22 protein-coding genes and 1 pseudogene are annotated in these 24,326 nt (G+C 73.8%); 10 read left to right on the top strand and 13 right to left on the bottom strand.

The window, feature by feature from the left end:
* The first annotated feature begins 5 nt into the window (after positions 1 to 5).
* The gene (locus AB0H12_RS23705) at positions 6 to 1,007 is read left to right on the top strand and encodes an alpha/beta fold hydrolase (protein WP_499625293.1); all 1,002 of its coding nucleotides are present in this window, start codon (positions 6 to 8) and stop codon (positions 1,005 to 1,007) included.
* Between the two features lie 49 nt (positions 1,008 to 1,056).
* Here AB0H12_RS23705 and AB0H12_RS23700 read toward each other — a convergent pair whose 3' ends face one another.
* Positions 1,057 to 1,449 carry an ATP-binding protein gene (locus AB0H12_RS23700; protein ID WP_499625292.1) on the bottom strand — a complete coding sequence of 131 codons (393 nt, stop codon included), beginning with the start codon at positions 1,447 to 1,449 and terminating at the stop codon, positions 1,057 to 1,059.
* 186 nt (positions 1,450 to 1,635) lie between these two features.
* Between AB0H12_RS23700 and AB0H12_RS23695 the strand changes: the two genes are divergently transcribed.
* Positions 1,636 to 3,726, top strand: coding sequence for a tetratricopeptide repeat protein (locus tag AB0H12_RS23695; RefSeq protein ID WP_499625290.1), 2,091 nt, complete (start codon positions 1,636 to 1,638; stop codon positions 3,724 to 3,726).
* Here AB0H12_RS23695 and AB0H12_RS23690 read toward each other — a convergent pair.
* Complete coding sequence (locus AB0H12_RS23690; RefSeq protein ID WP_499625288.1) at positions 3,702 to 5,345, bottom strand: hypothetical protein; 1,644 nt, start codon at positions 5,343 to 5,345, stop codon at positions 3,702 to 3,704. The genes AB0H12_RS23695 and AB0H12_RS23690 overlap by 25 nt on opposite strands.
* Positions 5,346 to 5,379: 34 nt before the next feature.
* On the opposite strand from AB0H12_RS23690, the gene AB0H12_RS23685 reads away from it, so the two are divergent.
* Positions 5,380 to 6,213: an alpha/beta fold hydrolase gene (locus AB0H12_RS23685; protein WP_499625287.1), complete on the top strand. Its 834-nt coding sequence runs from the start codon at positions 5,380 to 5,382 to the stop codon at positions 6,211 to 6,213.
* On the opposite strand, the gene AB0H12_RS23680 is transcribed toward AB0H12_RS23685, so the two are convergent.
* The 4 genes from AB0H12_RS23680 to AB0H12_RS23665 all read right to left on the bottom strand — a co-directional run bounded on the left by AB0H12_RS23680 (position 6,167) and on the right by AB0H12_RS23665 (position 11,108).
* A complete protein-coding gene (locus AB0H12_RS23680; RefSeq protein WP_499625285.1) occupies positions 6,167 to 8,995 on the bottom strand; it encodes a DEAD/DEAH box helicase in 2,829 nt (942 codons plus the stop codon). The genes AB0H12_RS23685 and AB0H12_RS23680 overlap by 47 nt on opposite strands.
* A 41-nt stretch (positions 8,996 to 9,036) precedes the next feature.
* Positions 9,037 to 9,768, bottom strand: coding sequence for a class I SAM-dependent methyltransferase (locus AB0H12_RS23675; RefSeq protein ID WP_499625283.1), 732 nt, complete (start codon positions 9,766 to 9,768; stop codon positions 9,037 to 9,039).
* 10 nt (positions 9,769 to 9,778) lie between these two features.
* A complete protein-coding gene (locus tag AB0H12_RS23670) occupies positions 9,779 to 10,237 on the bottom strand; it encodes a hypothetical protein (protein WP_499625281.1) in 459 nt (152 codons plus the stop codon).
* Positions 10,238 to 10,640: 403 nt separating this feature from the next.
* Positions 10,641 to 11,108 (bottom strand): hypothetical protein, encoded by a 468-nt coding sequence (locus AB0H12_RS23665; protein ID WP_499625279.1) that lies wholly within the window; start codon positions 11,106 to 11,108, stop codon positions 10,641 to 10,643.
* 89 nt (positions 11,109 to 11,197) lie between these two features.
* On the opposite strand from AB0H12_RS23665, the gene AB0H12_RS23660 reads away from it, so the two are divergent.
* Complete coding sequence (locus AB0H12_RS23660) at positions 11,198 to 11,386, top strand: hypothetical protein (RefSeq protein ID WP_499625277.1); 189 nt, start codon at positions 11,198 to 11,200, stop codon at positions 11,384 to 11,386.
* 308 nt (positions 11,387 to 11,694) lie between these two features.
* Here the strand turns inward: AB0H12_RS23660 and AB0H12_RS23655 are convergent, their stop codons facing one another.
* Positions 11,695 to 12,633 carry a S41 family peptidase gene (locus AB0H12_RS23655; RefSeq protein WP_499625275.1) on the bottom strand — a complete coding sequence of 313 codons (939 nt, stop codon included), beginning with the start codon at positions 12,631 to 12,633 and terminating at the stop codon, positions 11,695 to 11,697.
* A gap of 58 nt (positions 12,634 to 12,691) precedes the next feature.
* Here AB0H12_RS23655 and AB0H12_RS23650 point away from each other — a divergent pair, with 58 nt between their 5' ends.
* The gene (locus AB0H12_RS23650; protein WP_499625273.1) at positions 12,692 to 13,177 is read left to right on the top strand and encodes an ArsR/SmtB family transcription factor; all 486 of its coding nucleotides are present in this window, start codon (positions 12,692 to 12,694) and stop codon (positions 13,175 to 13,177) included.
* Positions 13,178 to 13,237: 60 nt separating this feature from the next.
* Complete coding sequence (locus AB0H12_RS23645; RefSeq protein ID WP_499625271.1) at positions 13,238 to 14,059, top strand: bifunctional DNA primase/polymerase; 822 nt, start codon at positions 13,238 to 13,240, stop codon at positions 14,057 to 14,059.
* 20 nt (positions 14,060 to 14,079) lie between these two features.
* Here AB0H12_RS23645 and ligD read toward each other — a convergent pair whose 3' ends face one another.
* The 6 genes from ligD to AB0H12_RS23615 all read right to left on the bottom strand — a co-directional run bounded on the left by ligD (position 14,080) and on the right by AB0H12_RS23615 (position 21,140).
* Positions 14,080 to 15,024: a non-homologous end-joining DNA ligase gene (gene ligD / locus AB0H12_RS23640; RefSeq protein ID WP_499625269.1), complete on the bottom strand. Its 945-nt coding sequence runs from the start codon at positions 15,022 to 15,024 to the stop codon at positions 14,080 to 14,082.
* Positions 15,025 to 15,053: 29 nt separating this feature from the next.
* Entirely contained in the window at positions 15,054 to 16,166 is a 1,113-nt protein-coding gene (locus AB0H12_RS23635; protein ID WP_499625268.1) for an MFS transporter, read from the bottom strand.
* Complete coding sequence (locus AB0H12_RS23630) at positions 16,166 to 16,780, bottom strand: hypothetical protein (protein ID WP_499625266.1); 615 nt, start codon at positions 16,778 to 16,780, stop codon at positions 16,166 to 16,168. The genes AB0H12_RS23635 and AB0H12_RS23630 overlap by 1 nt, the downstream gene beginning before the upstream one ends.
* Before the next feature lie 455 nt (positions 16,781 to 17,235).
* A complete protein-coding gene (locus tag AB0H12_RS23625) occupies positions 17,236 to 18,102 on the bottom strand; it encodes a DUF4231 domain-containing protein (RefSeq protein WP_499625264.1) in 867 nt (288 codons plus the stop codon).
* A complete protein-coding gene (locus AB0H12_RS23620) occupies positions 18,099 to 18,848 on the bottom strand; it encodes a carbon-nitrogen hydrolase family protein (RefSeq protein ID WP_499625263.1) in 750 nt (249 codons plus the stop codon). Before AB0H12_RS23620 ends, AB0H12_RS23625 begins: the two co-directional genes overlap by 4 nt.
* 18 nt (positions 18,849 to 18,866) lie before the next feature.
* Positions 18,867 to 21,140, bottom strand: a complete 2,274-nt coding sequence (locus tag AB0H12_RS23615) for a rhamnogalacturonan lyase (RefSeq protein WP_499625261.1) — start codon at positions 21,138 to 21,140, stop codon at positions 18,867 to 18,869.
* A gap of 181 nt (positions 21,141 to 21,321) precedes the next feature.
* On the opposite strand from AB0H12_RS23615, the gene AB0H12_RS23610 reads away from it, so the two are divergent.
* From AB0H12_RS23610 to AB0H12_RS23595, 4 genes and pseudogenes are all read left to right on the top strand, one after another.
* The gene (locus AB0H12_RS23610; RefSeq protein WP_499625259.1) at positions 21,322 to 21,525 is read left to right on the top strand and encodes a hypothetical protein; all 204 of its coding nucleotides are present in this window, start codon (positions 21,322 to 21,324) and stop codon (positions 21,523 to 21,525) included.
* On the top strand, positions 21,522 to 23,360 hold the full coding sequence (locus AB0H12_RS23605; protein WP_499625257.1) for a DUF6807 family protein: 1,839 nt from the start codon (positions 21,522 to 21,524) through the stop codon (positions 23,358 to 23,360). The genes AB0H12_RS23610 and AB0H12_RS23605 overlap by 4 nt, the downstream gene beginning before the upstream one ends.
* A gap of 80 nt (positions 23,361 to 23,440) precedes the next feature.
* Complete coding sequence (locus AB0H12_RS23600; protein ID WP_499625255.1) at positions 23,441 to 23,761, top strand: L-rhamnose mutarotase; 321 nt, start codon at positions 23,441 to 23,443, stop codon at positions 23,759 to 23,761.
* Positions 23,754 to 23,992, top strand: a pseudogene (locus AB0H12_RS23595) (L-rhamnose isomerase); the annotation flags it as partial. The gene AB0H12_RS23600 and the pseudogene AB0H12_RS23595, both read left to right, overlap by 8 nt.
* Between the last annotated feature and the right edge of the window lie 334 nt (positions 23,993 to 24,326).

Here is a 24,326-nt window from a genome sequence, read left to right as displayed (position 1 = left end):
CCTTCTTGCGGTACACACTCGCCGCCTGCCTGGTGACGCTCATGGTGGCGTCGTCGCTGACGTCCGCGTCCGCCTCGACCGCCGCCACCTGCCGTGACGTCGACGCGCCGGTGACCGTCCTCGGCCACCGCGAGGTCGTGCACGGCACGCTGTGCACGCCGGTCACCGGCGCCGCCACGGTCCAGCTGCTCATCCCCGGCTCCACCTACAACAGCTCCTACTGGGACTTCCCGGACGGCAGGCACTCGTTCCGCGCCGCGCAGAACGCGGCCGGGATCGCCACCTTCGCCGTCGACCGGCTCGGCACGGGCCGCAGCTCGCGGCCCCTCGCCGTGACGCTGACCGCGTTCGCGCAGGCCGACGCCGTGCACCAGGTCGTGCGGGGCCTGCGGGCCGGCGCGTACGGGCCGCGGTTCAGCCGGGTCGTCATCGGCGGTCACTCGCTCGGCGCGGCGATCGCCGTGGTGGAGGCGGGCACCTACCGCGACGTGGACGGCGTGCTGCTGACCGGCATGACGCACCGGGTGAACCCGGCCGGCGTGGCGGCGGCGTTCGCGAACTTCCGCCCGGCCAACCTCGACCAGAAGTTCGGTCTGCTCCACCCGCTCGGCTACCTGACCACCGCGCCCGGCACCAGGTACGCCGGCTTCCACGCGCCGGGCGAGTTCGTGCCGGACGTGATGGAACTGGAGGAGGCCACGAAGGACGTGTTCTCGCCGACCGAGGCCGCCGACGGGCTCGGGGTGGCCGTGCTGCTGCCGTACAGCCTGCTGATCGACGTGCCGGTGATGACCGCGGTCGGCTCGCGCGACGCGGCGGTGTGCGGCCCGCTCGCCACGGACTGCTCCACGTCGGAGACGCTGCACGCGGCCGAGGCGCCGTACTTCCGCGGCCCGCTGCGGGCGTACGCGCTGCCCGGCTACGGCCACTCGATCAACCTCGCGCCCAACGCGCGGGACTACTACGCGGCGGTCTCCTCCTGGGTCTTGGAGGAGGTGGGCCGCTGACCGGTGGTGCGGGGTCCGCACGCGCCGCGGACCCCGCACCACCCGACCGTCACCCGGTGGGCACTTCCGCCCACACCACCTTCCGGTCCTCGTGGTGGTCGAACCCCCAGCGCACGGACAGCCGGTTGACCAGCAGCAACCCGACGCCCGCGGTCGGGTCGTCCGGTCTGCCGAGCACCGGCAACAGGCTGGGACTGCGGTCCTCCACCTCGACCCGCACGACCTGCCGTTCGTCGACCCGCTGCAACCGCATCCGCCACGGTCCCTTCGCGTGCCGCCGCGCGTTGCCCACCAGTTCGGTGGCGATCGACGCGAGGTCGGCGACGCGGTCCCCATCCACCTCATAAGCGACCTGTCGCACCCAACGGGCGATGCCGTCGGGTGTTTGGACGCCGCCCAATTCCAGGTCGAGCCCGTCGTCAGGCAGGTCCACCATGTTCATCGCACGCTCCTCCGGCACCCTGTCTGCTCAAGGCGCACGCTCGAGGTAACCGTTCGTCGGACGGGCCAAACCACGTTCTCCCTCACTTTCCCGACGTGGTGACGTCGGGTAGCGAACCGGCCACGTCCGGCGTCCGCAGTTCGCTAGGCTGGCCCGACGATCTTGCCTCGAGGCGGGAGGTCACGGGTGGTCGGCGAGGAGCGGACGGCGCGCAACGAGTTCGGCGGGTCGGCCCACGCGGTGGTGCAGGCCGGCGAGGTCAACGGCGGGGTGCACTTCCACGGCGTCCCCTGGCCTCCCACGAAGGTGCCGCACCAGCTGCCGCCGCCCGTCGACCTGGTCAACCAGGTGCGCGTGCTGGCCGAGCTGGAGCGGGGCATCGCCGACCGGCCGCCGTTGGACGAGCCGGTGATCAAGGTCGTGCTCGGGCCGCGCGGCAGCGGCAAGTCGACCGTGGCCACGGCCTGGCTGCACGACGTCCGCGACAGGTTCCCCGACGGCCAGCTGTACGCGACGCTCGGCGCGTGGAGCGATCAGCAGGTCGCGCCGCGCGAGGTGCTGGGCGAGTTCCTGGTGTCGCTCGGTGTGCGGCGCGAGAACCTGCCCGCGGACCTGGCGTCGCGGGCGGCGATGTTCCGTTCGGCCACGCACGGGCTGTCGCTGGCCGTGTTCCTCGACGACGTGGTCTCGCCCGCGCAGGTCCGGTCCCTGCTGCCCGGCCCCGGCGGCTCGGTCGTCCTCGTCACCGGTCACGGCGCGTTCGGGGTGCTGGCGCGGCAACGGGCCACGGTGATCGACATCGACCCGCTCGAACCGGACATGGCGGTGGAGCTGCTGCGCCAGTTCGCCGGTGACCGGGTGCACGACGACGCGGACGCGCTGCACGCGGCGCTGGAGCTGTGCTCGGGCCTGCCCGTGGCGTTGTGCCTGATCGGCGGGATGCTCGCGGAGCAGCCGACGTCGTCGATCGCCGAGCTGCTCGAGGAGCTGGCCGACCGGGAAGCCGGCCTCGCGTCCGCGGCGGTCGGCGACGAGCCGACGCTCGGCTCGCTGTTCGACGCCACCTACGCCCGTCTGAGCCCGCTCGCCCAGAACGCCTACCGGGTGTTGGGCGCGCACCCGGGCACCGGCGACGTGTCGGTCGCGGCCCTGGCGGCGGGCATGGGCGTCGGCGAGGCGAAGGCCCGCGGCGCGGCGCGCGAGCTGGTGTCGCTGAGGGTGGCGGAGGACCCGGTCGCCGGTCGGCTGGTGGTGCACAACCTCCTGCGCGGGCACGCGGCGCGGATCGGCGAGGTGGTCGACCGGGCCGAGCGAGACGCCGTCCGGCGGCGGTTGGCCGACTGGTACGTCGCCGGCGCGGTCACCGCCGAAGCCGCCGTGATGGGGCAGCGGGTGTGGCGGCGCAAGCTGTTCCCCGACGTCCGGCCGTCGGCGGGGCACACCGCCGAGTCCGACCCGCGCGGGTGGCTGGAACGCGAGCGGGCGAACCTGCGCGCGGTGACGACCGCGTCCTACGAGGACGGTGCGCTCGACGCGGTCGTGGTGCTGGGCCTGGTGCTGTGGGCGTTGTACGAGCCCGGCAAGTACTACGACGACCTGCTCGCCACGAACGAACTCGGGGTGCGCGCGGCGGAGCACCTGGCCGGCGACGTGGCGCGGGCGGTGTTGCTGACCCAGATGGGGTTCGCCCACCTGCACCTCGGCGACACCGACGCGGCGCTCACCCGGTGCTCGTCGGCGGTCGACCTCGCCCGGCGGATCGGTGACGTCGAAGCCGAGGCGACCGCGCTGGAGTGCGCCGGGTTGGCCCGACTGGCTCGCGGGGAGTCGGACGAGGCGCGGGCGGTGCTGCGGCGGAACCTGGAGCTGGCCGAGTCGGTCGGCGACCCGCGTCGGCTCGCGCTCGCGCGGTTCCACCTGGCCAAGGCCGAACCGCCGGAGGCGGCCGTCGTGCTGCTGGACCGGGCGTTGACGGGGTTCCGCGGGTTGGCCGCGCCGGAGCCGCGCAACGTCGCCAAGATCATGCTGTGGCAGGGGCGCAAGCTCGGCGAGTCGGGGTCGACCGAACGGGCACGGGAGCTCTTGGCGCAGGCCGGGGCGATCACGGCCGAGCAGGACTGGCCGTTCGACCACGCCCAGGTGCTCGACGCGCTCGGTGACCTGGAGAGCGGTGACGCCGCGAAGGCCTACTACGAGCAGGCGATCGCGTTGTACGCCGAGCACGGGTTCGTCACGGCCATGGCCGCCACCGCTCAGCGGCTGGCCGCCCGGAGCTGACGCACCTCGGCGGTGTGCTCCTCGCCGGCCAGCGTCACGGTGACGCGTGCGGGGGCCGCGGTGGCGGCGAGGTGCCAGGCGTGCACGACCGACGCCCACACCCGGCCGGCACGGGCGGGACCGGTGAAGGCGAGGAGCGCGCCGTCGCGCGTGCCGACGAGCCACCGCCCGGAGTGGTCGGGCATGGACGCCGACCCGAGGCCCGGCAACGCGTCGAACATCGCCGCGATCCACCGCTCCGCGTCCCCGGCGTGGTCCTGGACCACGACCTCCGCGCTCTCCAGCATCGCGGCGTTCGGGGTGCCGACACCCACCACCAGGTGGCTGTGCGGTGGTGAAGCACGACGCAGGTCGACGGCGAAGCGGGCCACGCGGACCCGGTCGGGCGCGTCGAGTTCGACGGCCACCCACTGGTGCACGACCGGTGGCGTGTGCACGCGTGCGACGGGAATCGTGCGAACCTCCGGCTCGTCGAGCGGCTCGGTGAGGTGCAGCCGGCGGTAGAACTCGGTGCGCAGCAACGTCGCTGCCTGTCCCGGTGCCGAGCTGACCAGGGCGGCGATGGCGGCGAGTTCGTCGCTCACCCCGGTCGAGTCGAGTTGGACGCGCAGCGGTCGGTCGAGGTCCAGGAGGGGCGCTTCGGCGATGAAGCGACCCACGGCCGACGCGGGGTCGACGGCGTCCGGCGCGGCGGCGGCGAGCAGCACCGGCCGGCCGAGGGCCGCGCCGTAGAACGTGACCGAACCGTGGTCGCCGACCACCACGTCCGCCGCGACGAGCGCGGCACGCCAACCCTCTTCCGGCGGCAGCACCACGACCCCGGCCCGTTCGCACTCCTGCAGCCACATCCTGATCTGCCACGGCGAGTGGCCGAACCAGGTGTTCGGGTGCAGCGCCAGCGCGATCCGGTACTCGTCCAGGGGGAGCTCCAGCCGCAGCCGGCGCACCACGTCCGCCGCCTGGTCGTACAGGCTGCCGGGGCCCCACGTCGAGGACACGACCACCAGTCGTTGACCGCGCCCGACACCCAGCGCCGCCCGGTACGTCTCACGCAGCGGGCCGCTGGCCAACATCCGGTCGAAGCACGGATCGCCCGCGACGACCGCCGCCGGCACGGCCTGCGGGCAGCTCGACCGCAACCGGTCCAGCTGTTCGGTGTGCGAGAGGATCACGCTCGACGGGATCAACCGACCGCGGTGGGTCAGCCATTCGGGAGACAACCCGAAAACCGGTTTCCGGTTCCCGATTTCCAAGTACTTGTTGTATCCCATTCCGTGGGGCAATACCGCGAGCGGTGCGCGCAGCCGTTCCAGCGGGCCGCCGTAGCTCGACGCGATGGCCAGGTCGAACCGCGTCCGCTCGGCCTGCGCCCAGTCGATCGTCAGCACGCCGAGGTCGGCCAGGTGCTCGGCCGTGCCCGGCGTGAACGCGGACGACCCGGTGCAGGCGAACAGCACCTGGACCCTCGGGTCGGTGGCGATCAGCGGCAGCACGTCGAACAGCCGCGTCGCCGACGTCACGTTGTGCACGACGCCCAGCACGAGTTTCTCCGCCCGACGGGTGGCCCACCTGGTGGCGACCGGCCGCGCCGGGACCACCGTCCACCGCTCGTCGAACACGAGGTGCGATCTTCACCGCTGTTAGGCTCCGCCCGTGCTGACGGAGATCGACATCGACCTGGACGACGGCCGCACGCTGCACGCGTACGACACCGGCACAGGCGAGCTGGCCGTCATCTGGCACCACGGCACACCGAACATCGGCGCGCCTCCCGCGCCGCTCTTCCCCGCCGCCGAACGGCTCGGCCTCCGCTGGGTGTCCTACGACCGCCCCGGCTACGGCGGCTCGACGCCGAACCCCGGCCGGGACATCGCGTCCGCCGCGACCTGCACCGCCGCCGTCGCCGACGCGTTGGGCATCGACCGGTTCGCGGTGGTCGGGTACTCCGGCGGTGGGCCGCACGCCCTGGCGTGCGGCGCGCTGCTGCCGCAACGGGTGCTCGGCGTGGTCAGCCTGGCCGGGCTCGCGCCCTTCCGCGCGGACGGGCTCGACTGGTTCGGGGGCATGGCGGCGTCCGGCGTGGCGTCCCTGCGCGCGGCCGAGGCCGGACGTGCGGTGAAGGAGCGGTTCGAGGCCTCAGGCGTCGGGTACGACCCCGAGTTCACCGAGGCGGACTTCGCCGCCCTCGCCGGTGAGTGGTCGTGGTTCGACGACGTCGTGGGCCCGGCCGTGCGGGCGGGGCGGCCGGACGCGTGGATCGACGACGACCTCGCCTACGTCAACCCGTGGGGGTTCGACCCCGCCGACGTGACCGCGCCGGTGCTCCTGCTGCACGGTCGGCGTGACCGCGTGGTGCCCAGCTCGCACGCCGAGTGGCTGGCACGCCGGTGCGCCGGAGCCGAACTGAGGCTGTCGCCGGACGACGGCCACGTCTCGATCGTCACGTCCGCTCCGTCGGCGTTGAACTGGCTGCGCGAGCGGGCGTAGTCGGCAGCGGCGCGAGTTCCTGCGCCAACTCCACCGCCGCCCGCGCCGGGTCGCCGCCGAAGCGGCTGGGGAACGCGTCGTGCACCCGCCAGCTCGCGCCGCGCAGGGCACGCCAGCGGGCCAGGTGCGCCGCGGCGCCGTCCGGGTGCGGCCGGGTGTCCAGGGCCACGGCCGACCCGCGTTCGCCCACCACCAGGTCGACCCGCCACTGGCCGACCGGGTAGCCGGTGCGCGCCGCCAGACCGAGCCCGGCCAGCTCCGCGGCCAACCGCGCGGTCCACTCGTCGGACGGCACGGCGCCCTCGGTCTCGGTCGGCGGGACCTCGGCGTGCCGCAGGTACTCGCCGATGAGCCCGACCGGCTCGGCGGCCGACGTGACGACGTGCACGAGCCGTCGTGCCCGCGTGGTGAGCACGGCCAGCAGGTTGCGGTCGTTGGCGAACCGCCAGGCCGCCGGCCGGTCGGAGCCGGTCAACGCCAGGCTGACCACGACCTCGTCGAACTCCGAGCCCTGCACACCGTGCACGGTGCCGACCCGCACCCCGCCCGTGGTGATCTCGTCCAGGCTGAGCCGGTCGAGCAGGGCCTGTTCCAACGCGTCCGCCTGCGCCCGGAACGGCGTGACGACCCCGATCGAGCGGACGCCGGCGGCGATCCGGCGGCGCAGGTGCGCGAGCACCGCGTCCACCTCGACCTCGTTCACGCCCTTGTCGTCGCGGACGCCGTCGACGTGCTCGACGTCGATGCAGTCCACGTCCGCGATCGACGGGTGCGTGGTGAGCAGCGCGATCCGGCCCTCGTAGAACCGGGTCGCGGCGAACCCGATCAGGTGCGGCGCGCAGCGGTGGTGCTCGGTCAGCCAGTGCACACCGGCCGCCGCCGCGCCCGCGTCGAACAGGCTCACCTTCGGCACGTCCAGCCGGTCCGCCAACGACTCCGTGCGCTCCGCGGTCAACGCCTCGCGCACGGCCTGCTCGCCGACGAACGACACGTGCCGCAGCTGACGCGGGTCGCCGCCGATCACCACCCGTCTGCCGCGCAGCAGCGCGGGCGCCGCCAGCGGCTGGTCCACGTGGCTCGCCTCGTCGATCACGACCAGGTCGAACGCGCCCGGCACGGCGGGCAGGATGTCCTCCACGTCGGCCAACGTCCCCACCCACAACGGCAGGGCTTGGACCAGGTCCGAGGTCGAGACGTCCGCCAACGCCCGCCGCCGCGCCGCCCGGCCCGACCGCAACGCCGTCGCCAACGCCGCCACCGCGCGCCGCGGCCCCGCGCCGCGGCGGCTCACCGCCAGGGTGGCCAGCCACGCGGCGATCGCGGTGTGCCCGCGCGCGTCCTCCTCGGCCAGCAGCCCGCGCAGCGCCTCCAGCGACGTGCCGCCGTTCGCAGCGACCCGGACCTGCGCGGCCGACTGCTCCGCGGCCCGCACCGCCGCTTCCAGGTCCGCCACCTCCACGTCGTCCGCCGCGCCCGTCAGCCGCCGCGCCGACCGGACCGCCCACCGCGTCCGCCACCCGCCGAACAGCCCGTGGCGCGGACGCAGCAGCCCGTGCAGCCGCTCGAAGTCCACGCCCTCGTCGAACGCGCGCGGCGTCACGATCCGGTGCGCCGGCATCAGCGCCTCGAACCGCACCGCCGCCTCGACCAGCTCCTCGTCCCGCAACGCCTCGCGCACCGCGCGCTCGATCCGCGCGACCGCCGCGACCGCGGTCTTCCGGCTCCGGTCCAGCTGCTCCAGCTCGCCCTTCACGGTGGTGGCGGCCAGCCCGGCACTCAGGTCGCGCGCCATCTCCTGCCGGAGCTCGGAGTCGCCGAACAGCACCGGCACCGGCCCGCCCGCGCGCCGCAACGCCTCGCCGAGCACGTCGGCGGCGTTGCGGGTCCGGCTGGCCAGCAGCACCGAACGGCCCGACGCCACCGCGTCCAGCGCGATCGCGGCCAGCGTGTGCGTCTTGCCGCTGCCCGGCGGCCCGCCGATCACGGTCACCGGCGCGGTGCGGGCCGCCACCACCGCCGCCCGCTGGCTCGGGCTCAACGGCAACGGGCCGTGCACCACGTCGTCGTGGTCGACCGCGGCGTCTTCGGCCGACGAGTACAGCCCGGCCAGCGCGGTCTGCTCCACGCCGGCGCGGCGCGCCCACGTGTAGAGCGCGGAGCCGCGCTCGGTGCTGACCACCGGCTCGCCCGCGTGCAGCCCGGCCCCGGCCACCACGACCAACTCGTCACCGCCGATCAGCCCGCGCGGGTCGTGCTTCGGCCCGAGCACCGGGACGTCGTCGAACCCGCTCGCGGCCAGCGTCGCCTTGATCCACTCGGTGTCCCTGGCCAGCCGCGTCTCCAACTCCGCCGCCTTCGACCAGTCGTCCAGCAACGGGAACATCCCCACGTCGCCGGCGACCTGGAACACGTAGGTGCGCCACCCCGCCGGGTGCAGCCGGACCGGCCGCGACACCAACGGCAGGCACACTCGCCTGCGCTGCCCGTTCACCGTCGTCGGTCCGCACAGGAACGCCCACCCCAGCCGCAGCAGTCGGTCTTCCTGGTGCAACGCGTCGAACGACGCCAACCGGTCGACGGTCGCGTGCTGGTCCGGCCGCGCGGTCCAGGGCACCGGCGTCCAGCTCGGCAGCTGCCCTCCCTCGGCGAGCGTGCGCCACGCGGACTGGTCCGCGCCCATCCACACCAGCCCGGCCGTCTTGGTCAGGTCGAGCTGCACCCGCTGGGGCTGTTCGGACGCGCTGAGGCGGGCCAGCGTGCGCAGCACGGCGGGAACGGTCACGGGGGAAATCCTGCCATCCGGGTCCGACAGCGGGACCCGGATCAGGCGCGACCGGTGAAGACCGCGAAGCTCGGGCTGCGGCGCAGCGGACCCCAGAACTCCTCACCGCGCCCGTCCTCGGGCACGACGGTGGCGTGCCGGGTGACGTCGTGCAGTCCGGCGCGGGTCAGCGCGGCCTTGAGCACCCCGCCGAGCCAGTAGAACGAGTCGAAGTCGAACGGCGGGTCGCCGAACACGCGCACCACCACCGGCTGCCGCGCGCCGGGCGGGCCGGTGCGGATCACCTCGTAGCCGTAGCGGGCGTAGTCGGCGAGCACGTCCCAGTCCGGGTCGGGGTTGGGCACCAGCACGGCGAGCGTTCCGCCGGGTGCGAGGTTCGCGCGCAGGTTGCCGATCATCCGGTCGAGCGCGGCCTCGTTCTCGGCGTACCCGAGCAGCCAGATCGCGGTCACCACGTCGAAGACGCCCAGCACGGGCAACGTGGCGGCGTCGTGCCGGTGGTAGGTGATGCCGAGCGGCGCGCGGCTCTCCGCCTCGCGGGCGTGGGCGACCATCTCGTTCGCCGAGTCGACGCCGACCACCGGGTCCGCGCCGAGGCGGCGGAACTCGCGCGGGTAGAAGCCGGTGCCGCAGGCGACGTCGAGCACCGATTTCCCGCGCAGGTCGGGCAACGCGGCCAGGAGCGTGGCGCGTTCGGCCAACCCGGTCGGGATGTGCTTGGTGCGCTCGTAGAGCTCGCCGAGCGCGTCGTACTGGTCATCCGATTCCGCCATGTCCGCGACCTTATGGCCGGCCGTAGAGCCCGGGGTGGCCGGAACCGGTGAAGTGATCGGAGAACGGGCGGATCGTGGCAGCCAGCCGGATCAGCGCGCCGTCGCGTTCCAGCGCCCGCTGGATCACCGGCTGGTGGCCCGGGTGCGCGCCGAGCACCACGATCACCTCGGCGATGTGCTCGGCCTTCACGACCGCTCCGACCGGTGCGAGGCACTCGCGCACGGCGGAGGCGTCGGTGCGGGCGATCCGGCGGCCGAGGCCTGCCATCCGGGCCGGGTCGGCGGCCAGCGCCGCGGTGAACCCCGGCATCGAGACCTCGTCCCGGGCCAGGTCGCCGAAGTCCGCGAGCAACGCCAGCGAGAGCATCTCGTACGCGCTGCGGATCCGTTCGGCGCCGATCGACTGGGTGTCGACGCGGAATGCCCGGATCAGTCGTTCGGCGACCGCCGCCACGTCGCGCCGGCGCACGATGCCATCGGCGTTGGAATCGAACAACCGGAGTCGGCGCGCGAATCTTTCGACGAGGTCACCGTCTTCCATGACCTCATTGCGATTCATAGCGGCCCCCTAGAACCATGTTATGGGACCAGGAGGTCATTATCACTACCCGATGGGATGAACGCCGTCCCGCACGCGGGGGTTACCCGAGCGGCTTACCGCCTCCTTACCGCCTCCTTACCGCCTCCTTACCGTCACCGCCCGGCCCTTCCGGTCGGGGGATCCGCTCACCCACACTCGATCACGACATGATCACATGGAGGTGATGGTGGGCGGGAACTGGAAGGCGACCGCGATGGCGATCGCGTTCGGCGTGCTTTCGACGACCGCGACGGCGGTGGCGGGACGAGGAGGACCTGTCGGCGCTGACGGGCTACTCCGCGTTGTTCGGCCTGCACGCCGGCGGCGGTGGGGTGCTCGCCGCGGGCCAGGACTGGGTCTCCGGCGCGACCCGGCCACTGCTGCCGGCGCAGCGCGGCGGGGTGTGGATGAAGGCCGTGGGCGTCGTGCCGGACGGCTCGCAGGCCCGGTTCTCCGACGTCGCGTTCGTGTCCGACAGCACCGGCTGGGCGGAGGGGCGTGAAGGCTCCGGCCTGACCCGGTACCCGGTCGCGCACCGTTGGAACGGCACCGCGCTGGAGCGGTTCGCCCTGCCGTCGGCGGGCACGTACGCCGAGGCCAAGGGCGTGGTGCCGGTGCCGACCTTCGGCGCGTACCAGGTCGAGCTGACCGACGTGGTCGCGGTGGGCGCCGAGGTGAGGGCCGTTGGCCGCGCGGACGGCCGCCCCCTGACGTTGCGCTGGACCGGCAGCGCGTGGGCCGAGGTGGCGATGCCGCTCACCGCCGCCGGGACCAGGATCGACGCGGCGGCCCACGACGGGCGCGGCGGTCTGTGGGTGGCCGGCGAGACCAAGGTGGGGCGCCGCGTCGATGCCGTTCCTCGGCCGCCACCTGGCCGGGAACTGGAGCACGGAGTCCCCGGAGAGCCTGGCGCACAGCTCGATGCGCGGCATCACTGCGGTGCCGGGCACGGCGACGGCGTGGTCGACCGGGCGGTACTTCCGCGTCGGCGGCTTCTGCCACGGCAGCTGCCGGGCCACCATCGGGGTGTTCGGCTGATGCGCCGGCGGGCTAGCGCGCTGTGCCGTCACTGCTGGGGAAGTGCACGTTCACCGCCTGGTCGCGGGTCGTCGAGACGTCGAAGTCCTTCAGCCGGCCGTTGTCGTGTCGGAGTACGCCGCCGCAACACCTTGATCCGGCACGCCCGGTCGTCGTACTCGCCACGCAGGCGCGTGCGGCGCGCACGTCGTAGGCGTGGCTCCCGGGACCGGGCGTGGTCGGTTCCCTTCTGCTCCCGGCCGACCCGGCCGGTTCGCCGGTACACCTCAGCCCGTCCGGCGAACCCGACCCGGAGCCGGTCGGCGACCTCACCCGGCCAGGGCGGCACGCACCTCCGCGAGGACCGGTGAGTCGCCGCCCCGGCGGTCGAGTTCGGTCAACGCCTCGCGGTGCGCGCGGTCCAGGGCGTCCGCCGCCGGGACGGCGATGTCCGGCTCCACGCCGACCAGCTCCCAGTTCGTGCCCGACACCGGGTTGACCGCCCGCGCGGTCGGGACGGTCACCTCCAGGTGCGGGTGCACGGTGTAGCCCCCGCGCGGGTGCGCGCCGCCGCCCGTGCGCTCGCCGATGACGGTGGCGCGGCCGAGCTGCTGCAGGTCGTACGCCAGCTCCTCGGCACCGGAGAACGTCTTCCCGCTGGTCAGCACGTACACCGGTTTCTCGCCGCCGAACCGCCTGCCCGGCACGTGGGCCTGGCTCCAGAACTGCCGGAACACCTCGCCGCCCCGGCCGTGCATGGTGTTGAGGTGCGTTGCCTCGTCCAGGAGGTAGCTGCACGCGAACGCCACCGTCTCCGGGGCGCCGCCGGTGTTGTCGCGCAGGTCGACGACCAACGCCTCGCCGCGCGACGCCAGCGTGAACGCGGCCGTGATGCCCTCGGCGGCCCACTCGAGCGGGAACAGCGACGGCGCCAGCACCAGGTGCACCACCCCGCCCGCCAACCGCCGCAGTCGCGGCACGCCGCCCAGGGACAGGTCGAACTCGCGGGCCACCTGCCGCATCACCGCCGCGTCGTCGCCGTCGGGCACCTCGTCGGCGTGGAACTTCAGCCGGAGGTGCCGGTCGCTGTTCAGCGACTGGAGGTCCGCGGTCACCACGGCGGCAAGCTCCGCCGGGGTCGCCACCCCGTACGCGCCGGCGGCCAGGCGTGCGGCGAGCAGGGCGTCCAGCTGCCCGGCGACGTCGGGGAAGACGTAGTGCCCGACCAGGAGCTCGCGGGTCCGGCCGATGATCGCTGCGGTGTCCATGTCGGGGGAGTAGACCAGCGGCGTTGCGAAAGCGTCAAGAGATACAGACACTTGGCGGGTGGACGAGGTCCTGGAGATCGGTTCGCCCGAGCAGTACAAGGCGTTGGCGCACCCGCTGCGGCAACGCCTGCTGTTCGCGCTCGGCCGCGCACCCGCGACGACCAGCCAGCTCGCCGTGTCGCTCGGCGCCCAGAAGGGCAACGTCGGCCACCACCTGAAGGTGCTGCGCGAGGCCGGGCTGGTGCGGGTCGCCGAGACGCGGCGGGTGCGCGGCGGCACGGAGCAGTACTACCAGCGCACGTCCCGCCGCATCTCGGTGCCGGGTCCGGCGGCGGAGCACACCGAGGCGCTGTTCGGCGCGGTTGCCGAGGAGCTGCGGCGGGCGCCCGGTGAACCGGTGCTGGTGTTGCGCCACCTCCGGCTCACCGAGAGCGGAGCGCGTGAACTGGGCGAGACGTTGCGACGACTGGTGGACCAGACCGAGGACGCGGGAGGCGACGAAGCCGTGCACGGCGTCCTGGTGGCCCTGTACCGGCCGCGCTGACCACGGCAGACTGGAGATCGGCGGCGCTTCCCCCGTTGCCCGACACTAGGGGGAACGAGCATGACCAGGTACCGGGCGGCGTTGGCCGCCGCCGCGCGAGGCTGGCCCGTGATGCCGCTGCGCCCGCACGGGAAGACGCCCGCGCTGCGCGGCTGGGACGACGAGGCGACCCTGGACCGCGACCGGATCCGGCACTGGTGGTCGCACCGGGCCTACAACGTCGGCATCTCGTGCGGCCCGGCCGGGTTGCTGGTGGTGGACCTCGACGTGCCGCACGGCCGCGAGGCGTTCGCCCGCTGCGCCTGGCAGCACGGCGACGAGGACCCCCGCGACACCTACACGGTGGCCACACCCAGCGGGGGAGAGCACCGCTACTTCCAGGCGCCGGACGTGCCGCTGGGCAACACCGCCGGCCGGATCGCGCCGCACGTCGACACGCGGGGCGTCGGCGGTTACGTGGTCGCCGCCGGCTCCCTGCTCGGCCACGACCGGTACCGGGTGGTGCGTGACGCCCCGGTCGCGCCCGCGCCCGGGTGGCTGGTCGCCGTGCTGACCCCGCCGCCGCGCGACGACCTCCCGATCCCGACCCAACGGTCCTCGCCGCGCCGGGTCGACGCCTACCGCGCCGCCGTGGTGGAGGGCGAGGCGGAACGCGTGCGCGAAGCCCGCCCCGGCGCACGCGCGCACATCGTCTTCACCGCGGCGTGCCGGCTCGGCGAGCTGGTCGGCGCGGGCTGGTTGGACGAGGCCACCGCGATGGCGGTGCTGCTGGCCGCCGCCGCGGGGCACAACGGCATCGAGGGCTGGACCGAACGCGAGGCGCTGCACCACGTGGAGAACGGCATCGCGCTGGGTCGCCGGCGGCCCCGCGTCCTGCGGTGACGCTCACCCGACCGCGACGCTCACTCCGGCACGTCGTCGAGCCCGTCGCGGTCGGCCCACTCCAGCAACGGCTCCAGCGAGAACACCGCGTCGTCGATCCCGGCGTGCAGGTCGCCCAGCTCCGCGAACCGGGCGGGCACCGTGGCGATGGTGAAGTCACGCGGGTCCAGCGAGTCGATCTCGTCCCACCGCACGGGCGTGGACACGGTCGCCTCCGGCACGCCGCGCACCGAGTACGCGCTGGCGATGGTGTGGTCGCGGGCGTTCTGGTTGTAGTCGACGAACAGGCTGCGCGGGTCGCGGTCGCGTCGCCACCAGGCCGTGGTCACGTCGTCGGGCGCGCGCCGCTCCACCTCGCGGGCGAACGCCAGCGCCGCCCGGCGCACGTCGGCGAAACCCCACTCCGGCTTGATCCGCACGTAGATGTGCAGCCCGGACCCGCCCGAGGTCTTGGGCCAGCCCACCGCGCCCAGGTCGTCCAGCACCTCGTGCGCCACGTGCGCGACCCGCCGCACCCGGTCGAACGGGCAGTCCGGCATCGGGTCGAGGTCGATGCGCCACTCGTCCGGCTTCTCCGTGTCGGCGCTGCGCGAGTTCCACGGGTGGAACTCGACCGTCGACATCTGCACCGCCCACACCACGTCCGCCACGCCGGTCACGCACAGCTCGTCGGCGTGCCGGTTGTACCGGGGGAAGTGCACCCGCACGGTCCGGACCCACGGCGGCGCGCCGCCGGGCAGCCGCTTCTGGTGCACCTTCTCGCCGGCCACCCCGGACGGGAAGCGGTGCATCATGCACGGCCGCTCGCGCAGCGCGCGCACGATGCCGTCGCCGACCGACAGGTAGTAGTTGGCGAGGTCGAGCTTGGTCTCCCCGCGCGCGGGGAAGTAGACGCGATCCGGGTTCGAGATCCGCACGACGCGGTCCCCGACCTCCAGCTCCACCGAAGGCACCTTTCCGGCCATGCGGGCAAACCTAACCCGGATCGCGTCGATCAGCGCGTCACCAGCCTCCTTTCGCGGTTCGTGGCGGCGATCACGACGGCCGCGACGGCGACGGCGGCGCCCACGAGGGGCACGACCGGTGCGGCTACCGCCCCGCCGAGCACACCCGCGCCCGCGATGCCGGTGTAGATGGCGGACGCGTTCAGGGCGAGCAGGAGGTTCGCCCGGTCCGGGTCCACCGCCACCAGGGCCGCGAACAGGGGCGGGTTGAACGCCCAGAACAGCGCGCCCCACGCGGCCATCACGACGAACGCCGTCAGTCCGGCCAACATCGTCGGCAGCACCACGAGCACCGCCGCGCAGCCGGCCAGCGCCACGAGCAGCGGTGTGCGCGGCCCGTGGCGGTCCGCCGCGACGCCGCCGATCGCGTTGCCCAGCACACCGCCGACGCCGTAGGCGAGCAGGTGACCGCCGTCCGGCGGGTGGCCGGTGATCGGGCCCAGGTAGCCGTAGACGCTGAACGTGGCCAGGCAGGCCAGCAGCGACACGGCAAGCAGCCGTTGCACGGGCGGGTCGGCCAGCGGCGCGAGCCGTTGCCGGAACCCGACCGCCGGTCCCGGGCGCACCGGCGGCACGGCCGACCGCACCACCAGGGCCGCGACCACGCACAACACCGCCACCAGCACGAACGCCGCCCGGTAGCCGTGCCGGTCGGCGACGAACCGCCCGGCGGGCACGCCCAGCAGCGTGGCCGCGGTCAGGCCCGCCGTCACCACCGCCATCGCCTTGGCCTGGTGGCCGGGGTTCAGCTGGGCGGCCACCGCGGTGGCCGCCGGGGTGGCCAGCGCCGCGCCGCACGCGGTGAGCACGCGGGCCGCCAGCAGCAGGTCCAACGTCGGCGCCAGCGCCGCGCCGACGTTGCCCAGCGCGGCGACCAGCAGCGCGGTCACCAGCAGGGCCCGCCGTTCGAACCGCGCGGTGAGCATCGCCAGCACGGGCGAGCCGACCGCGTAGGCCAGGGCGAACGCGGTGATCGTCTGGCCCGCCGCGGCGGTGGTGACGCCGTGGTCGGCGGCGACCTCCGTCACGACCGCCGCGACCACGTACCCGCTGGAACCCGCCGCCACGGTCGTCGCGGCGAGCGCGGCGGTCCGGGCGCGCATCAGGACACCAGTCGGGGCGGCGCCGGGGTCAAGTGGGTGGTCAGGTCCGGTGGGCGGCGGCCGGTGAACGCCACCCGGTAGACGGTCTCCCGCACCAGGGCCACGGGTCTGCCCGCGCTGAGCAGGGTGGCCTGGCACCACAGGGCGGGCACGTCGTCGGGGCCGTCGGGCAACGGGTCGGCGAAGTCGGGGTCGTCGGGCGCGCGGGTGGTGGTGGCGTAGTGGGTGGCCCGGTGGGCGCCGGTGACCAGCGCGCCGAGCGGGGTGTAGCCGCGGGCGAGTTCGTCGCGGCCGGGCTCGTCGAGTTCGAGGCCGCGTTGGTGCACCAGCGCGGTGATCGCGGCGAGGCGCGGGCCGTGGTCGCCGAGGTGGGGCACCAGGTAGCCCTCGCGCCTGGTCACCACCGCGTGCGGTGGTAACCCGAGCAGGTGGGCCTGTCGGGGGGTGAGGTGGTGCCGGGTGTCGGGTTGCCGGGGATCGCGGCGCAGGCGGTAGCCCACCCACAGGGACAGCACGCGGGTGAAGGGGACGGGTACGTCGCGCAGGAACCTGGCCATGGTCTCGGCCCGGGCGCCTGCCTCGTCCGCGTGTTCGGCGGGTACTGAGTGGATCATCGGGGTGCACCTTCCGGTGAGGCCGCACACGTCGTTGTGCGGGCGTCGGTGCGATGGACACCACGATGAGGCCGCATTGATGCGGAAACATCGGTTGGGTGACGGAGAAGATCGCGCACACGCGGGGGCGCCCGCACGACGTGGCGGGCGCCTCCGCCCGGAGGGGTACGCGCGTGGTGGGACTCAACCGGGTGCGGTAGGTGAAAAGCGCCGCCACGGCCGGGCGACCCGCCGGCGACCACCCCTACCCGATCCGCGTGCCGGAGGCCACCGCCTGGCTGGACAGCTGCCGCCTGACCGACACGCCCTACGACCCGTGCACCCCACCGCTCGAACCCCCGTACGCACCGACCGACCACCCGCTGGCCATCAGCACCGCCGCGTACGTGGCGAACACGGCGACACCGCCGGCCTGCTCTCCCGCTGACCCAGCAGGCGTCCGATCTCCGCCGCGCTCAGCTCTCCACCGGTCGCGACGCCAACCACAGCTGGTGCTCCCGGCTGATCGTCTCCTCGGCCTCCGCCACCGCCTCGGCCCACGACGCCTCGTCCGCGTCCAGCAACTTCGCCCGCACCAGCACCAGCTCGCGCGCCGCCAGCGAGTAGCCGGTCGCCTGGGACGAGTGCCGCCGCGTCGCGAGCCACGCCGCGCCACTGGCGACGGCGGCGGCGAGGATGCCGGAGGCGTCCACGTCCCACACGTCGAACGCACGCCCACCCGCGAGCACGATGGCGAGCACCTCGCCGACGATCAGCGCGATCCGCCACTGCATCGCCCGCCGGCGGTCGGCCCGCGCCTTGGCCGTGTACCACCGCTTCTGCTCCTGGAGCCGGTTCTCCAGGTAGGTCGTCCGCCGCCGCTCGAACGGCGCCTCCCGCAACGCCGTCATCGCGGCCGTGGCCGACGGGTCGTCGCTGTCCAGCGGCAGCCGCTGCTCGCTCTGCGCGACCACCTCGCCCACCCGTTCCTGGAACAACGCCTTCGGCCGCGCCACGTCGGTCGAGAACGGCGCACCGGCCGCGGCGTACCGCCAGGCCAGCGTCTTGATCGACTCGGCGACCGCGCGCCCGGCGTACCAATCACGCTCCGGCTGCTGCGTCCACAGCAGGATCTCCACCACCAACGCCACCGAGAACGCCACCAGCGCCAGGAGCCCCCACGGGTGGACGGCGGTCTGGCGCTCCCACTCCAGCGCCCCGCCGACGGCCGCCACGACCGCGCTGATCAGCCGGGTCCGGCTCCACGTCAGCGTCAGCCGCTGCCCACGCCGCGACGTGCGTTCGGCGTCGTGGAAGAAGCCGGGTAGGTCGGCATCGGTCATTGCCCTCCATCCGTGGCGCGGCCCGGGATCACCGCCCGCACCACGGCGTCCACCCCGGTGCCGGCGGTCACGATCATCCCACCGGACGGGTCCCACACCGCGGAACGACCCGCGGCCGACTCGTACCCCTCACCCGTCGAGCCCGCGAAACTCGCGATCGCCACCCACACGTCGTGCTCGACCGCGACCCGCCGCGCCCGTTCCGCCACCACGCGCGAATCCCATGCGTGTTCCAACACTCCGGCCACGTACACGTCCACGCCCAACGCCACCGTGTCCGCCGCGTGCCGACGCACGCCGGTGTCCTTGCACACGGCCAGCCCGAGCCGGACCCCGTCCACCTCGACGACCGCGGGCGCGTCACCGGGACGGAAGCGCACCGACTCCCGACCACCGAGCCACATCTTCCGGTACGCCACCCGAACGCCGGTGGCGGACACCTCCAGCACACCGATGTTCGGCCCGCCGACGGGCCCACCGGCCCACGTGCCACCCGCCCCGCCGAACGACCCGCCGACCGGCGCGCCCGCGAACGCCACGGTCCCCGTCTCGGCGCACGCCCGCACCAACGGCTCCACCAGGTCGAACGGCACCACCGGCGCGTCGAGGTGGTACCCCGTCAACGACAGCTCCGGGAACACCACCACCCGCGCCCCAGCCGCGCGCACCGCCTCCGCGTGGGCCGCCACGTTGGCGGTCACGTCGTAAGGGGTGCAACGCGGCTGGGCGACGGCGATCGTGATCACCCGACGACCCTAACGACCTCACCGACCCGGACGCGGCACCTTCGCCCAATCGACGTCGGAGGCCAGGTAGAAGCCGGTGTAGGCGGGCTGGTTGTAGGCCGTCTGCTGCCTGGCCACGTCCACCCGGTACTGCGGGTCGTGCATCAGCGTGTAGAGCTTGTGGCCGGTGACCTCCGTGCTCACGTAGATCCGCAGGGCCGAGCTGTCCGCCGTGCGCACCACCAACTCCTCGCGCCAGTCGCCGAGCACGTCCGCCACCAGCGCCGGGTTGCCCTTCGTCCCGTTGTTGGTCCGCGTGCCCTCCGCGGTCAGCAGGGTGCCGCGCCGCCAGTCCTTGATCGTCGGCGTCACGTCCTGCGCGCCGTCCACGATCTGCGTGGTCAGGTCGGCCGCCCAGCGGATGCTCGCGTTCGTGCCCGGGATCGCGGTCGACAGCGGACGCCCGTCCGCCGACCACAGCCCCGCCGCGTCGGTGCCGCCCGGCAGCGACGCCCACGTCTCGAGCCCGGGTTCGTCCGGCAGCACGTCGCCGACCATGCCGCGCCCGGTGTCCCGGCCGGTGTACCCGCCGTAGATCACCTCGCCCGTGGCCGCGTCACGCAGCGCGTAGCCGTACGGCGCCGAGGTCCCGCCCTCGTGCACCATGTAGATCTCCATCCCCGGCCGGGCCGGGTCGATGTCGGTCACGTGCAGCGCGTCGCCGTGCCCGAGCCGCGCCACCGCGCCGGGGTTCGCGCTGCCCGGCGGCATCACGTCCGCCGAGTGGTAGAGCACCTTGCCGTCGTGGTCGAGGGTGGACGCCCCGTAGACGATCTCCTGCTTGCCGTCGCCGTCCACGTCCGCCGCGCTCAACGAGTGCGCGCCCTGCGTGGTGAGGGCGCCGTGCGTCGGCGACGTGCCGTCCTTGCCGTGCGCCGGGAAGTTGAACGGGTTGGTCATCGGCACCCAGCCGCTGTCCACGAACCAGTCCTTGACGAGCTTGCGGCCGTTCCACCGGTACGCCGCCAGCGTCGTGCGGGTGTAGTAGCCGCGCGCGAACACCGCCGACGGGCGCTTGCCGTCCAGGTACGCCACCCCGGCGAGGAACCGGTCCACCCGGTTGCCCGGCTCGATCCGGGAGTACGCGTAGTCGCCCCACTTGAGCCCGTCGTCGTGCCGACCCGGCTCGTACCGCACCGTCTCCAACTCGCGACCGGACTTGCCGTCCAACACGGTCAGGTACTCCGGGCCGTCGACGACGAACCCGGCGAACGCCCGGAGGTTGTTGCGGGTGCTGCGGCCCGGCGCGTACACGTCGATGAAGTGGTCGGCCAGCGACCGCGCGTCCACGTCGGACAACGGGTAGGTGTGCCGGACCGGGATGCCGAACGCCTGCTCCAAGGTCGCGGGCCACCGCCCGGCCACCACTTCGGGGTGCGCGTGCCAGCCCTTGAACATCTCGACCACGTGCTCGTAGTAGCCCGCGGGGCTGAGCCGGTAGTCGTCGCTGTGCGAGTAACCCGCGCGCACGTCCTCGCGCGGCATCGTCACGTGCCGCTCCGACACCGCGTTCCCGCGCCGGTCGTACGTCGTCACCTTCGACCCCGGCGCGGTCTTCAGCATCATCTCCGAACGGCCGTCGCCGTCGAAGTCGTAGACCAGGAACTGCGTGTAGTGCGCACCGGAGCGGATGTTCACGCCCAGGTCCACGCGGTGCAGCAACGTGCCGTCGAAGCGGTAGGTGTCGATGTAGGTCGACCCGGTGTAGCCGACCTGCGAGACGTCCTTCTGGTTGGACGGGTCCCACTTCACCACGTACTCGTAGCTGCCGTCGCCGTCCACGTCGCCGACGCTGACGTCGTTGGCCGAGTACGTGTACGCCTCGCCGGCCGGCGTCACGCCGTCGGCGGGCTTGCGCAGCGGCAGGTCGTGGGACCCGCCTTCCCACGGCGAGACGGGCTTGCTCGCCTCGCCCGGTCGACCGCGGACCACCGGCGCCACCCGGTACTCCGAGCCGCCCTCGGCGTCGAGGTAGTTGGTGCTGTCGGTGACGGTGGCGATGCGGCGGCCGTCCCGGTAGACCGCGAACGCCGGACCGGCCAGGCCGGTGCCGGTGTGGCCGGTGACCTCGTGGCGCAACAGCCGCCAGCTCAGGAACACCCCGTCGGCGGTGCGCGCGGCGACCAGGCCCCGGTCGAGGCGTTCGAGCCGCGGGCCGTCGGGCGTGGCGGAGGCGGTGGACGAGACGGCGGACGTGCTCAGGACGAGCGCTAGGGCCGCCAGCACGGCGGGCAGGGGTCTGACGCGGGTCATCTGCGGCCTCCCAAAGGGCGCGACGTTGCGCGAGGTGCGTGACGACGCCACACGATGAACCGTTTCAACAGGAATGGCAAGACCTGGTGTCGCCGCCGTTGCAGCGCTCAAGAATCAGTCTTGACGCCATGGTAGGGCTCACCTAGCGTGGTTGAACCGATTCAATCGAAGAATGAGGGTCATGGGACGGTTGTCTCGCCGCGGCGGGGGAGGCCCGCCGGTCGGGCTGTGGTCGCCGACCGGCGCGACCATTCGGATGCCGATCCCCGGCCCCACGCGCTTCGAGGCCGCCGGTGCGCAGGCGCCGGGCACGGTGACCACGTTCCGGCCCGGTCGGCGTGATCGTGCCGCGGCCGGCCCCGATCACCACCGCGATCTCCGGTGACGCCGCGGGTGGTGCTCGCCGGTGCGGCCGGCTACGGGCGGCTGTACCTGCGCGAGGTCGCCGCGCTGGAGGCCGGAGGGCTGGTGCGGCTCACCGGCGTGTGCGAGGTGGACCCGCTCGACGGCGAGGCGCGACGGCTCGTCGGCGCCCGGCCGGTGCACGCCGACCTGGCGAAGCTGATGCGTGACGCGGACATCGGCATCGTGTCCACCCCCATGCACACGCACGTGCCGTTGGCGCGGCAGGTGCTGGCCGCCGGCGCGCACCTCGTGCTGGAGAAACCGCCCACGCCCACGCTGGCCGACTGGCAGGACCTGGTCGACCGGTCGGAGGGGAGGCTGGTCCAGGTCGGGTTCCAGAGCCTCGGTTCGCACGCGGTGCACCGGCTGGCCTGGTTGATGCGGTCCGGCGCGTTGGGTGAGATCCGGGGCATCGGCGTGCGCGGCACGTGGTCGCGTGACGACACCTATTACACCCGTGCGCCGTGGGCGGGCAGACGAGCGCTCGACGGCGTGCCGGTGGTGGACGGCGCGCTGACCAACCCGTTCGCGCACGGCATCGCGACCGCGTTGGAGCTGGACGGCAGCACGGGCGTGGACGACGTGCACGACATCGAGCTGGAGCTGCTGCGCGCCCGTGACATCGAGGCCGACGACACCTCGTGCCTGCGGCTGCGCACCCGCAACGGCACGGTCGTCGTGGTCGCGGCGACGCTGTGCGCCGAGGTGGTCCGGGAACCGGTGCTCGTCGTGCACGGCAGCCGGAAGCGCGCCGAGTTGCACTACACCGAGCACCGGCTGGTGATCGACGGCATCGAGGAGCGCCACCGGCACGACTCGCCGCTGCGGAACCTGCTGGACCACCTGGCGGACCCGGCCGTGCCGCTGCACGCGCCGCTGGCCCGGACCGGCGCGTTCATGCGCGTGCTGGAGGCCGTCCGCACCGCGCCGGACCCCGTGCCGATCGACCCCGCGTGGTTGCGCCGCAACGGCAAGCGGGTGGACGTCGACGGCGTGGACCACGTGGTGGCCAAGGCCGCCGAGCACCTGCGCACGTTCGCCGAGCTGGAGGTGCCGTGGTCGCCGCTGGGCGGGGTGGCCCGGCACGGCTGGGACGGCGTGCGGCTGCCGATGGTCGTGCCGCGGCCGGCGTTGCACCCGGTGCGCACGCTGGGCGGGGTCGTGGTCACCGGCGAGCACCCGGACGACCACCCGTGGCACCGGGGCATCGGCCTCGCGCTGCCCGACGTCAACGGGGTCAACCTGTGGGGCGGGCGCAACTACGTGCCCGGTCAGGGGTACGTGCCGGGCGAGCTCGGCCGGGTCGAGGAGGCCGGGCCCGACGAGCTGGCCTGGTGCGACTCGGTGGGCGCGGTCCTGCTGCGCGAGCGCCGCCACGTCCGCCGCCGCATGGTCGCCGGTGGCTGGGAGCTGGAGTGGACGAGCGTGCTCACCGCGGCGGACCACGTGGTGCTGCACAGCCCGGGCAGCAAGGGCCGGGAGGGCGCGGGCTACGGCGGCTGGTTCTGGCGGCTGCCTGACCTAGACCCGAGGTCCGTGCGGGTCTGCAGCCCCGACGGCGTGGGTGAGGCGGAGGTCAACGGCCGGCCCGCCCCGTGGCTGGCGGTCGTGGTCGGCGATCCCGTGCGGAACCCGGACGAACCGGCGTGGACGGCCGTGGTGTCCGGTCCGGCCGACCCGTGGTTCGTGCGGGTCGGCCGGTACCAGGGCATCGGCTCGGCGCTCGCCTGGGACGAGCCGGTGGTGCTCGAACCGGGGCAGGAACGGGAGATCACCGTGCGGGTGGCGTTCTACGACGGCGTGCGCCCGCCGTGAGCGGAGTAGTCCAGACCGCTGACAAGCCTTGCGGCGCAACAACAGCGTAGTCGTGAAACGAATCAGTCTCGGAGGTCGGCGTGCGACGTGTCTGCTTCCTGCTCAGGGTGCGCCCGGAGCGGATGGAGGAGTACCGGGAGCGGCACCGCGAGGTGTGGCCGGAGATGCGGGAGGCGTTGCGGGAGACCGGCTGGGGCAACTACAGCCTCTTCCTGGCCGACGACGGCCTGCTCGTGGGCTACCTGGAGACCCCGGACTGGGACGCCGCCCAGCAGGGGATGCGCGACCGCGAGGTGAACGACCGGTGGCAGGCCGAGATGGCCGAGTTCTTCACCGCGCTGGACGGCAGGCAGCCCGACGAGGCCATGAGGCCCTTGACCGAGGTCTTCCACCTCGACTGAGCAGGCCCTGCTGGTCGACCGGGAGGCGCCGGCCGGGGCGCGGCGGACCGGTGACTTGCTCGGCGCGAACGCCGTGCTGATGGACGCCTGCAACACCGACGTCCGGCCGCTGGTGGCGTCGGTGCGGGAGGACACGGGACTGGACCTGATGGCGGCCTGCGCCCGGTCCGGCTGCGGCGAGCGGATCGTGGCCGAGCGGGTCGGCGGGAGCAGGCGGGCTGGGGTGCGTGAACGCCGGTCCGGGCGCCGTGCCGGCCGATGAAGCCCGCCCCTTCGCCACCTGCTGTCCGCCGAGGAGGCGCGCCGGTCATCCGCGTCCTCACCGACGTCGCTCGCGGTGTCCGGGACGCCCCGGAACTGGTGGCGCGCGAGTCGAGTCGCGGGGTGCGGCGGAGCCGCCGCAGCGCCAGGTGAGCGATGGTCTTTGAACCTTTTCAGAGCACCTCTGAGCAGGTGAGCCGGCCCGCTCGGACCAAGTGGGACAAGTGGCCGTGAATCGTTTCATCACTTGACGGCGGCTCGGTGGCAGTGCTGTCATGTGCCGGGCGAGGGCGTTACCCGGCTC

The organism is Actinosynnema sp. NPDC023794 (assembly GCF_040639675.1).
In the GTDB taxonomy this organism is placed as follows: domain Bacteria; phylum Actinomycetota; class Actinomycetes; order Mycobacteriales; family Pseudonocardiaceae; genus Actinosynnema; species Actinosynnema luteola.
The sequence above is the reverse complement of the archived record's forward strand: the minus strand, read 5'-3'. Positions and strand labels throughout refer to the sequence as shown.

Coding starts and splice junctions, on each gene's coding strand:
- AB0H12_RS23700 (WP_499625292.1), bottom strand. CDS start 1,449: ATGAACATGGTGGACCTGCCTGACGACGGGCTCGACCTGGAATTGGGC.
- AB0H12_RS23675 (WP_499625283.1), bottom strand. CDS start 9,768: ATGGCGGAATCGGATGACCAGTACGACGCGCTCGGCGAGCTCTACGAG.
- AB0H12_RS23660 (WP_499625277.1), top strand. CDS start 11,198: ATGCCGTTCCTCGGCCGCCACCTGGCCGGGAACTGGAGCACGGAGTCC.
- AB0H12_RS23655 (WP_499625275.1), bottom strand. CDS start 12,633: ATGGACACCGCAGCGATCATCGGCCGGACCCGCGAGCTCCTGGTCGGG.
- AB0H12_RS23645 (WP_499625271.1), top strand. CDS start 13,238: ATGACCAGGTACCGGGCGGCGTTGGCCGCCGCCGCGCGAGGCTGGCCC.
- ligD (WP_499625269.1), bottom strand. CDS start 15,024: ATGGCCGGAAAGGTGCCTTCGGTGGAGCTGGAGGTCGGGGACCGCGTC.
- AB0H12_RS23635 (WP_499625268.1), bottom strand. CDS start 16,166: ATGCGCGCCCGGACCGCCGCGCTCGCCGCGACGACCGTGGCGGCGGGT.
- AB0H12_RS23630 (WP_499625266.1), bottom strand. CDS start 16,780: ATGATCCACTCAGTACCCGCCGAACACGCGGACGAGGCAGGCGCCCGG.
- AB0H12_RS23625 (WP_499625264.1), bottom strand. CDS start 18,102: ATGACCGATGCCGACCTACCCGGCTTCTTCCACGACGCCGAACGCACG.
- AB0H12_RS23615 (WP_499625261.1), bottom strand. CDS start 21,140: ATGACCCGCGTCAGACCCCTGCCCGCCGTGCTGGCGGCCCTAGCGCTC.
- AB0H12_RS23610 (WP_499625259.1), top strand. CDS start 21,322: ATGGGACGGTTGTCTCGCCGCGGCGGGGGAGGCCCGCCGGTCGGGCTG.